9 protein-coding genes are annotated in these 10,985 nt (G+C 46.7%); 2 read left to right on the top strand and 7 right to left on the bottom strand.

All coding sequences use genetic code 11. The features are described 5' to 3' along the window. Positions 1–422: 422 nt before the first annotated feature. From gyrA to dnaA, 7 genes are all read right to left on the bottom strand, one after another. Positions 423–2,996 carry a DNA gyrase subunit A gene (gene gyrA / locus ADU22_RS05190; protein WP_053361225.1) on the bottom strand — a complete coding sequence of 858 codons (2,574 nt, stop codon included), beginning with the start codon at positions 2,994–2,996 and terminating at the stop codon, positions 423–425. Between the two features lie 208 nt (positions 2,997–3,204). Further along, a complete protein-coding gene (gene gyrB, locus ADU22_RS05185; protein WP_231687941.1) occupies positions 3,205–5,112 on the bottom strand; it encodes a DNA topoisomerase (ATP-hydrolyzing) subunit B in 1,908 nt (635 codons plus the stop codon). A gap of 58 nt (positions 5,113–5,170) precedes the next feature. Then, positions 5,171–5,419 (bottom strand): extracellular matrix regulator RemB, encoded by a 249-nt coding sequence (gene remB, locus ADU22_RS05180; protein ID WP_046524989.1) that lies wholly within the window; start codon positions 5,417–5,419, stop codon positions 5,171–5,173. A gap of 9 nt (positions 5,420–5,428) precedes the next feature. After that, positions 5,429–6,547 (bottom strand): DNA replication/repair protein RecF, encoded by a 1,119-nt coding sequence (recF, locus tag ADU22_RS05175; RefSeq protein WP_053361224.1) that lies wholly within the window; start codon positions 6,545–6,547, stop codon positions 5,429–5,431. An 18-nt stretch (positions 6,548–6,565) separates the two neighbouring features. Continuing rightward, positions 6,566–6,778: a ribosome maturation protein RlbA gene (rlbA, locus tag ADU22_RS05170; protein ID WP_053361223.1), complete on the bottom strand. Its 213-nt coding sequence runs from the start codon at positions 6,776–6,778 to the stop codon at positions 6,566–6,568. A gap of 137 nt (positions 6,779–6,915) precedes the next feature. Then, positions 6,916–8,052, bottom strand: coding sequence for a DNA polymerase III subunit beta (dnaN, locus tag ADU22_RS05165; RefSeq protein ID WP_053361222.1), 1,137 nt, complete (start codon positions 8,050–8,052; stop codon positions 6,916–6,918). Between the two features lie 182 nt (positions 8,053–8,234). Then, positions 8,235–9,581 (bottom strand): chromosomal replication initiator protein DnaA, encoded by a 1,347-nt coding sequence (gene dnaA / locus ADU22_RS05160; protein ID WP_053361221.1) that lies wholly within the window; start codon positions 9,579–9,581, stop codon positions 8,235–8,237. Between the two features lie 613 nt (positions 9,582–10,194). Here dnaA and rpmH point away from each other — a divergent pair. Both rpmH and rnpA read left to right on the top strand, forming a co-directional pair. Beyond that, positions 10,195–10,329 carry a 50S ribosomal protein L34 gene (rpmH, locus tag ADU22_RS05155; RefSeq protein WP_046524984.1) on the top strand — a complete coding sequence of 45 codons (135 nt, stop codon included), beginning with the start codon at positions 10,195–10,197 and terminating at the stop codon, positions 10,327–10,329. Between the two features lie 118 nt (positions 10,330–10,447). Beyond that, positions 10,448–10,819 (top strand): ribonuclease P protein component, encoded by a 372-nt coding sequence (rnpA, locus tag ADU22_RS05150; RefSeq protein ID WP_053361220.1) that lies wholly within the window; start codon positions 10,448–10,450, stop codon positions 10,817–10,819. The last annotated feature ends 166 nt before the right edge of the window (positions 10,820–10,985 follow it).

Genomic DNA, 10,985 nt, shown 5'->3' with positions numbered 1-10,985 from the left:
CCCTCAAGTCCGCTCGACTTGCATGTATTAGGCACGCCGCCAGCGTTCGTCCTGAGCCAGGATCAAACTCTCCAATAAAGAGTATGAGTAAGCTCATAAAATAAAACGTTGGCTCATGTCTTCTATAGTAGAAGGCATGAATATTATTGTTTGTTGACGCTTGTTTGTTTAGTTTTCAAAGAGCAAGTTTGTCGCTCGCAAGCAACTATATTAATATAGCATTTCCGAACAACCATGTCAACAACTTTTCGAAAGTTTTTACGATTGAATGTGTCATCTTGTTGCTGACTTATAAGATTATAACAGCCATATAATTGTTATGCAACCCCCTTTTTGTTTTTATGCATGAATTGCTTCATTATAATTTCGGATAACAAAAAAAAGCTTGTGAAGATGGATCCATCCTCACAAGCTTTTTAAAATTATTCTTGTTCTCCTTCATCATCAGAAGGATCTGCCGGCTCTGTTTCGGCTTCCGTCTCTTCACCGGTCACATCTTCATTTTCTGCACCTTCGATCACTTCTGCTTCTTCGCCTTCAGCAAGGTCTTCGGCTTTTTCCTCTTCCTTGTCGACTTGTGCCACAGTCGCAACAGCTTCATTTTCCTCTCTATTGAGAGAGATTAGTTTTACACCCTGCGTGTTGCGGCCTGTAATGGAGATTCCGCCGACTGGTATCCGAATCAGAACCCCGCCAGTCGTAATCAGCATGAGATCTTCTTCTCCCTCGACCACCTTCATCGTTACAAGGCTGCCGTTTTTATCGGTAATGTTGCAGGTCTTGATTCCTTTACCACCGCGTCCCTGTCTGCGATATTCGGTTGCCGGTGTCCTCTTGCCGTAACCATGTTTGGTTACCACAAGGATATCCGCACTTTCATCCAGGACTTCCATGCCTACTACTTCGTCATCACCAGAGAGTGAGATGCCTTTTACCCCGGTTGCGGTACGGCCCATGGTCCGCACATCCGTTTCAGGAAACCTGATCATCAGGCCATTCTTGGTTCCGATGATGATTTCCTTTGTACCGTCTGTCATGCGGACGGAAATCAATTCATCGCCCTCGCGGAGGTTCAGGGCAATCAGGCCATTATTGCGGATATTCGCAAAGGATGTAAGAGGAGAACGCTTTACAATTCCCTCTTTTGTTGCAAAGAACAGACTCCAGTCATCAACAAATTCTTCGATATGGATCATGGCATTGACCCATTCTCCCTTTTCAATTCCCAGGAGGTTGATGATTGGCAGTCCTTTTGCCGTTCTGCTGAATTCAGGAATTTCATACCCCTTCGAACGATAAACCTTCCCTTTGTTAGTGAAGAACAGGATGGTGTCATGCGTTGAGGTAGTCAGCAGGTGTTCGACAAAATCATCTTCATTTGTCCCCATTCCCTGGATGCCTCGGCCGCCCCGCTTTTGGGCCCGGTAGGTAGAAACAGGCAGGCGCTTAATATAGCCATTATGAGTCAGGCTGATGACGACATTTTCCCGGGGAATAAGATCCTCGTCCTCGATCATTTCAAGACCGCCGCTGACGATTTCCGTCCGGCGCTTATCATTGAAACGCTCTTTGACTTCAAGAAGTTCCTCCCTGATAATGTCAAGCAATTTCTCTTCATCAGCCAAGATCGCCTTTAGTTCGGCAATCAACTGCATCAGGTTTTGGAATTCTTCTTCAATCTTCTCGCGTTCCAGGCCGGTGAGACGCTGCAGGCGCATGTCAAGGATGGCTTGGGCTTGCTTTTCAGAAAGATTGAACTGGGTCATCAAACCTTCGCGGGCAATCTCGGTTGTACGGGAACCGCGAATCAGGGCAATGACTGCATCGAGGTTATCAAGGGCGATGCGCAATCCTTCGAGGATATGCGCCCTGGCTTCCGCCTTGCGAAGCTCGAATTGAGTCCTGCGCCTGATGACCACTTTTTGGTGTTCCAGGTAATATACCAGGCACTGCTTGAGGTTCAGAACCTTCGGCTGGCCGTCAACAAGCGCCAGAGTGTTGATTCCGAAGCTTGTCTGCAGGGCCGTTTGCTTATACAGGTTATTCAGAAGGACATTCGCATTGGCGTCCCTGCGGACCTCAATGACAATGCGGAGCCCATCGCGGTCGGACTCATCGCGCAAATCGGTGATGCCGTCGATCTTTTTATCACGTACCAGCTCGGCGATTTTTTCGATTAAGCGCGCTTTGTTTACCTGGTAAGGAATCTCATTGACAATGATTACTTCCTTGCCATTCGGCTTCGTTTCAATCTCCACTTTCGCCCGGAGCGTGATGGAGCCGCGGCCTGTTTCATAGGCTTTGCGGATACCGCTCCTGCCAAGGATCAATCCACCCGTCGGGAAGTCCGGACCCGGGATGATTTCCATCAATTCCTGGATGGTGATCTCAGGATCCCTGCTTACTGCCAGGACACCTTCAATCACTTCTCCAAGCTGGTGCGGCGGGATATTGGTCGCCATTCCAACGGCGATACCTGATGTTCCATTGACCAGAAGATTTGGGAACCTGGCCGGCAGGACGATCGGCTCGCGTTCGGAACCATCATAGTTATCCTGGTAGTCAATTGTGTCTTTATTGATATCGCGAAGAAGCTCCATCGAAATTTTCGACATGCGGGCTTCTGTATAACGCATCGCAGCCGCGGAGTCGCCGTCGATGGATCCAAAGTTTCCATGGCCGTCCACAAGCATATATCTGTAGTTGAAATCCTGGGCCATGCGGACCATTGTTTCATAGACCGCAGAGTCGCCGTGCGGGTGGTACTTACCAATAACCTCACCCACGATACGCGCGGATTTTTTATATGCTTTATCTGCATGCATCCCAAGGTCGTGCATCGCATACAGAATGCGGCGGTGGACCGGCTTCAGGCCGTCCCGGACATCGGGAAGCGCCCTCGCGACGATAACACTCATGGCGTAGTCCAGAAAGGATGTACGCATTTCTTGGCTAATATTTATTTCTTTCACACGGGAATTAGGCGTCTCAGCCATAGGAAGGAAACCTCCTTTAATAGAAAAGCGCAAGCGCCCTGGTCAGCCCCAAAGCGATTCGAGGGGCTAGGCGCTGGAGCTAGACAGTGATCTAAGTTCAGCAATTATACTTTCTTCTCTTATAGGAAAAACATCAACGCCTGCCCAAACATGCGGCAGGCAGTGAGGGTCTTTAATAGAAAAGCAGGATAGACAGATATCTATCCTGTTAAATATCCAGGTTTTTAACGTAAACGGCATTTTCTTCGATAAATTGGCGCCTTGGCTCTACTTTATCGCCCATCAACATCTCAAAAGTCTCATCGGCTTCAATGGCATCCTCAAGGCTTACCTGAAGCAGCAGGCGGTTGTCCGGATCCATCGTTGTTTCCCATAGCTGTCCCGGATTCATTTCACCAAGACCCTTGTAGCGCTGGATGCCCGGCTTTGGCTGGGAAGGCAGTTCGCCCATGATCCGGTCCATCTCCTTATCGTTATAGGCATATTCAATCCGTTTGCCCTGCTGAATTTTATACAATGGCGGCTGGGCAATATATATATAGCCTGCTTCGATAATCTGCCTCATATAGCGGTACAGGAACGTCAGCAAGAGCGTCCGGATATGGGCGCCATCAACGTCGGCATCGGTCATGATGACGACTTTGTGATAACGTGCTTTGGCAATATCAAAGTCCTCGCCGATTCCGGTTCCAATTGCCGTAATCAACGCTCTAACTTCATTGTTGGACAGGATCCGGTCCAGGCGCGCCTTTTCTACGTTCAGGATCTTCCCCCTCAGCGGGAGAATCGCCTGGAAGTGGCGGTCCCGTCCCTGCTTGGCGGAGCCTCCGGCAGAGTCACCCTCAACAATGTAAAGTTCTGAGATCGAAGGGTCCTTCGAAGAGCAGTCGGCCAGTTTGCCCGGCAGGCTCGAAACCTCCAGGGCGCTTTTCCGCCTTGTGAGCTCGCGCGCTTTCTTCGCAGCCAGCCTTGCTCTTGCAGCCATCAAGCCTTTATCGACAATCCTTCTGCCTACAGAAGGGTTTTCAAGCATGAATTTCTCGAAGTGTTCCGAAAACGTTGTATCTGTAACGTTCCGAACTTCCGAATTGCCGAGTTTCGTTTTTGTCTGGCCCTCGAACTGGGGATCCGGATGCTTGATCGAGACGATGGCAGTCAGGCCTTCACGTACATCCTCACCGGAAAGGTTGGCATCGTTGTCCTTGAAGATACCATGTTTTCTTGCATAATCATTGATCACCCTTGTGAGTGCTGTTTTGAATCCGGACTCATGGGTTCCGCCTTCATACGTATGGATATTATTGGCGAAAGAGTAAATATTGCTGGTGAAGCCATCGTTATACTGAAGGGCAACCTCAACCGTGATGCCTTCTTTTTCCCCCTCAATATAAATCGGCTCTTCGTGAAGCACGTCTCTCGTCCTGTTCAGATGCTCAACATAGGACTTGATTCCGCCTTCGTAGTAGTATTCATTCTGTTTCTTCTCTTCGCGCTTATCCTCAATCGTGATTTTAAGGCCGCGGTTAAGGAAGGCGAGTTCGCGAAGGCGGTTCGCAAGCGTATCGTAATCGTACTCGAGTGTCTCTGTGAAAATTTCATCATCGGGAACGAAATGAATTGTTGTTCCTGTGTGGTCCGTGTCACCAATCACTTTTAGTTCGGATTTGATGGCCCCGCGCGAGAATTCAATATGGTGGACCTTTCCATCCCGGTGGACCTCCACCTCAAGGGAAGTGGAAAGGGCGTTTACCACGGATGCACCAACGCCGTGGAGTCCTCCGGATACCTTATATCCGCCGCCTCCAAACTTGCCTCCGGCGTGCAGGACGGTCATGATGACTTCAACCGCAGGCCGGCCCATTTTCTCGTGCATTCCTACAGGTATGCCCCGGCCATTGTCCTTTACGGTGATGCTGTTATCTTTTTCAATAATGACATTGATTTCATCGCAATAACCGGCGAGGGCTTCATCAATGCTGTTGTCGACAATTTCCCAAACAAGGTGATGGAGGCCTTTTGCACTCGTTGATCCGATATACATTCCCGGCCGTTTCCTGACAGCCTCCAATCCTTCGAGGACCTGTATCTGGTCTGCATCATATGTTTGTCCCTGCATGGCCTGTTGCTCCATTGCCACATCGATCACCTACACTTTCCTTTTGCGTTGCATATATTTAAAATTCCTGAACGGATAATTTTTGCGAGCGTTTTTTCAGCGTCCCGGCTGCCAGTGGAGAATAATAAACCTGGTTCCTGGTGATGACAATCGACTTGTACTGGCTTTTGGAAAGATTGACCACTCCGTCTTCCCTGTGCCCGAGGAATTCTTCAAAGATAGGGGATGAACCGGCACTTTCCCTGTCAATAATGGCAATGATTTCATTTGTCCTGATCAATGTTTCTTCTCCTATATGCAAATACATACAGTCACCTCATTGCGTTCTTTCCATGACACCGGAGGTTACCCGGTAAGCAGCCGCTTCTTTCAGGGTCTGGTGGTCAATCCCTTCGACACTGGTGGTCGTCACAAAGGTCTGTACCTTTCCCTGAATGGTATTTAATAAATGGGACTGGCGGTAATCATCCAGCTCGGATAAAACATCGTCAAGCAGCAGGATTGGATATTCGCCAATTTCCTTGTTGATTAGTTCAATTTCAGCGAGCTTAACCGAGAGGGCGGTCGTCCGCTGCTGTCCCTGGGAACCAAATGTCTGCACATCCCGTCCGTTGACCAGGAAGGCAAGGTCATCGCGATGGGGACCGAACATCGTAACTCCCCGTTCAATCTCTCTATTCTTTATTTTAGCAAACTTTTCATGGTATACTTCTACCATTTTCGACAAATCCTGTTCTTCTGATACCTCAGCCGACGCTTTATACTCGATTTTCAGCGTTTCCAGCCCGCGCGAGATGCCCTGGTGGATAGGCAAGGCCCACTGTTCGAGCAGACGGAGGAACTCAAAGCGTTTAGCCACAATCCTGGCCGCGAAACCGATGAACTGCTCGGTCAGGATGTCAAGCATTGCATGGTCGGTCTGCTGCCTTAGCTGAAGCTGTTTCAGGTAGGAGTTGCGCTGCTGGAGTATCTTTTGATATTGGCTGATATCATGCAAATAGACAGGGGATACCTGTCCAATTTCCATATCAATAAAACGGCGCCTTACTTGCGGACTCCCCTTGACGAGGTGGAGATCCTCAGGCGCGAACATCACTACATTCATGTTTCCCACATACTGGCTCAGTTTGCGCTGCTCAATATGGTTATACCTGGCCCGTTTACCTTTCTTGGATATGACGAGCTGCATTGGGAGCGATCCTCTGGTTTTGGCAATCCTGCCTTCTATTTTAGCATAATCTTCATCCCAGCGAATAAGTTCCTTATCATTGGATGTCCGATGTGATTTGGCCATCGCCAGCACATAGATGGATTCCATCACATTGGTTTTCCCCTGGGCGTTTTCACCGAGAATCACATTCACCTTGTTTTCGAAATGCGCTTCGAGTTGTTCATAATTCCGGTAGTTCTTTAAAAATAGCTCTTCTATATGCATGAAAGGCCCATCCTTTGATTACTGAATACGGAACTCGCCAAAACCCGGAATGGCGATGATATCTCCGCTTCGCAGCTTCCTTCCCCTGCGCTGGTCCTGTTCTCCATTAATGAACACTTCATGCTCACTTAAAAACCACTTGGCCATCCCTCCGGACTGGATGACGTCTGCCAGCTTAAGGAACTGGCCCAATGTTATAAATTCAGTATCGATATTTACTTCCTGGCTCATGTTTATCACCCTTTTCATAAAAGGAGCTAATACTTTATTTTACTAAATAATCAGGCAAGAGACAAGGGCTACCAACCCACCCTGGAGAAAACAGCAACCCCCAGCTCATCCAGCAAGGGGGTTTTTGAATATTTTAATTAATAGGTTCTCACCGGCAAAATCAATTGCAGGGTTGTGTCATCATTCATCGGGCGAATGACAAACGGACGCATCGCTCCCGTGAAGGAGACCTGGATTTCACTGCCTTCAAGGGCTTTCAGGGCGTCCATCATATATTTTGCCGAGAAGGAGATCTTCAGTTCTTCCCCCTCAATGGACTGGCTTTGGATCTCCTCGACGACTTTGCCGATTTCCGGAGTATTGGAGGAAACCTCAATGGCATAGTCCTCCACCGTTGAGAATTTGACAACATTATTCCTGCCTTCCCTTGCAAGGAGGGAAGCGCGGTCAATCGCAGAAAGGAATTCCTTGGCGTTGAGGACGACATCCGTTTTGCTGTCATTCGGAATCAGCCTGGCTGTATCAGGATAATTTCCTTCCAGCAGTCTTGAGAAGAACAAGAGATGCTTGGCCTTAAAAAGAACCTGGTTTTCAGTAATGACGATGTCGACCTTTTCCGCAGAATCATCGAGAGTTTTGCTTAACTCGGTCAGGCTCTTGCCGGGGATGACCACATTATGTTTTCCTTCGACTTCCGTTTCAAGCAAGGCTTTCCTCAGTGCAAGACGATGGCTGTCTGTTGCAATACAGGTTAATTCATTGTTCTCCACCTTCCAGTTGACACCTGTCAAGATGGGGCGTGTTTCTGAGGTGGACACTGCAAACACAGTTTGGCGAATCAGCGCTTTAAGCAAATCAGTTGGTACCCGAAACAAATTTTCTTCTGCAATTTGCGGAAGGTGAGGATACTCCTCTGCATCCAGGCCATTTAAGTTGAACTCAGACTTTCCTGATCGGATGACTGTTTGCAAATGGTTCTGAACCTCGATCTCAACTGTATCAGTCGGCAGTTTCTTAACAATTTCACTGAAGAATTTAGCCTGGAGGACGATAGCGCCTGTTTGTTTGATTTCGACAATTTCCTTGTCATCTTCTTCCCTTGGAATAAAGGATTCAATGGAAATATCCGAATCGCTGCCTGTAAGAGTAACTCCCTCTTCAGTAGTCACAATTTTAATACCCGTCAAAATGGGAATGGTAGTTCTGCTTGTAACTGCCCTCATTACATCCTGGACACTTTGCAATAAATGATCCCGCTGGATTACAAACCTCATTTTTTGATCCTCCTGGTATGAAATTCTTTTTAAAAGCATATATATATTTTTTTTTAATAAAAATAGTAAAAGTACTAGTAGGTCCTGTGGATTTGTGGATAACTGATATTTCGACAAGGAAACACAGCCTATCCACATGTGGACAGACTGTGCGCAGGTTAGTACTAGTTATTCACATTATCCTAAATCTTTAATTCCTCATGAATGTCACGCAGCTGTCTTTGCAGGGCTGAATCAGTGGAAAGCAGCTTTGAGATTTTTTCATGGGCATGGATGACGGTCGTATGGTCCCGGCCGCCAAATTCTTCGCCAATTTTCGGAAGCGAAAAGTCGGTCAGCTCCCGGGAAAGATACATCGCGATCTGGCGCGGGAATGCAACAGACTTTGTCCGTTTCTTCGCTTTGAAGTCCTCCAGTTTCACGTTGAAATGCTGCCCGACGGTCCGCTGGATATCAAGGATTGTAATGACCTTGGGCTTGGAGCTCGGAATGATGTTCTTCAGCGCTTCGGCAGCAAGATCCGCGTTGATATCCTTGTTGATCAGGGAGGAAAAAGCGACCACCCTTATCAACGCCCCCTCGAGTTCGCGGATGTTGGAGTCAATCTGGTTTGCGATATAAAGCATCACTTCATTCGGAATGTCAAGCCCTTCCGCTTTCGCTTTTTTCCTCAGGATGGCAATGCGTGTTTCCAGGTCCGGAGGAGTAATATCGGTAATCAGCCCCCATTCAAAGCGTGACCTTAAGCGGTCTTCAAGGGTTGGGATCTCCTTTGGCGGACGGTCGCTGGAAATGATGATTTGCTTGCTTTCCTCATGGAGCGTATTGAAAGTATGGAAAAATTCCTCCTGAGTTGATTCTTTTCCGGCCAGGAATTGAATATCGTCTATTAAAAGGACATCCACTTTTCGATATTTATTGCGAAATTCTACGGCCTTATTGTCCCTGATCGAATTGATGAACTCGTTTGTGAATTTCTCGGAAGACAGGTAGACAACCTTGGCGGACGGGTTATGATCCTGTACATAATGCCCGATGGCATGCATCAGGTGGGTCTTTCCGAGTCCAACTCCTCCATAGATAAACAGCGGATTGTACGCCTTTGCCGGCGCTTCCGCGACCGCAAGTGAAGCCGCATGGGCAAAGCGGTTTCCGGAACCGATGACAAATGTATCGAATGTATACTTAGGGTTCAGCATATTATGTGGAAGATCGTGCTGGTCATCGTCCTTTATGGCCTTTTTAGGCGGAACAGGAACGCTGAATTCCTCATCATTCTGATTTTGCGGAATAATGAATTTGATTCCAAGTTCCTCTCCGGTAATTTCATAAAGAATTCCGCTAATAAGCTGCGAATAGCGTTCTTCCAGCCAATCGCGGGCAAATTCATTCGGCGCTGTAATCGTCAGCGTGTCTCCCTGCAGGGAATGGGCCTTCGTGGATTTAAGCCATGTATCAAAACTGGGCTTGCTTATTTTTTTCTCAATTTTGGACAAGGCATTATTCCATAGATCCGCAATGTTTTCCAATCGGTAACCCTCCTTTTAACGGAATTTTGGTGAATGCATAAAAAATGCATGGAAAATTGATGGTGGATTTATAATTATACAAATCTATTAATGTGGAGAAATATATAATAAGGAAGAATAGTGGTTTTTCGACATTATCCACTTGTTGTGGACAAAATTCCACACACAGGAGTGAATAACCTGTCCACAGCTTATCCACAAAATGGGGATAACTTATTTCATCAACACCAATTATCAAGAGTGAAAACACAAATATAATATCAAAAAAAACAGTATTAAGCAACGCTTTTCATTACTTTATCCACAATAGCCCGTCCTTGTGGGGAATATTTGTCCACAGGCCTATAGTTTGTTTAAAAGCTGTGAATTGGTGCTGTGGATAAAAAAATCCGTGTCGATTTTTGTCCACAACCAGCGAAATTGCCTTTTAAAGAGAAAATGAATAATTGGGCTTGGGACGTAGGAGAAGTACAATCCATTTTAGGTGAAATAATTTCCAGCAGGCGGGATCGACTCTTTTCCGCATAGACTATTGACATTTTTAGGCTTACGTCCTTATAATTAGTAGGACTGTCTGAAAGAAGCAGCTAATTCCTCAGGGAGGTGTCATATAATGAAAAGAACTTACCAACCAAATAAACGTAAGCACAGCAAAGTTCACGGCTTCCGCAGCCGCATGAGCAGCTCAACCGGCCGCAATGTTCTTGCACGCCGCCGTCGCAAAGGAAGAAAAGTGTTATCTGCTTAGGCCACTGAACTGTCAGTGGTCTTTTTCTCTTTTTGCGCCGATTTTTATTTTTCTTTCACATACAGTAAAATAAACGCAGGGGATCACAGGCCACTTGACTTGATTGAAGGTGTATGAAATGAAAAAAGAATTGCGAATTAAGAAAAACAAGGATTTTCAGGAAGTTTTCAAAAAGGGAAAATCCTTTGCCAATCGCCAGTTTGTGGTCTATGTGCTTAAGAAGGAAGAACAGGAAACCTTCCGGATTGGGCTTTCAGTGAGCAAGAAGCTTGGCAATGCCGTGACAAGGAACCGGATAAAAAGGTATATCCGCCAAAGCTTCCTGGAACTGCAGGAAGATATACATACTGGAAAGGACTATGTCATCGTTGCGAGGAAACCGGCCTCGGATATGGGGATGCTGGAAGTGAAAAAAAGCCTTGAGCATGTCCTGAAAGTGGCAAGGGTTTTGAATAAAAGAAACCCTGGTCATAATGAAGGTGTGAAATAATTTGCCAGCTTGGCAATATTTTAAAGCGCTTGCTATAAAAAGATGGTAAAATACACTTGCCTGGTATTAATGTATCTGCCGGATGACGGTTGGACCCGTTATTGAGTGAAATCCATCATCCTGAAAAAATAATAGATATAACGTGATTGTTTCACGGTTAGGAGGA

The organism is Bacillus sp. FJAT-27251, from assembly GCF_001273925.1.
Classification (GTDB): domain Bacteria; phylum Bacillota; class Bacilli; order Bacillales; family Cytobacillaceae; genus Mesobacillus_B.
This window is presented reverse-complemented; position numbering and strand designations above follow the sequence as displayed.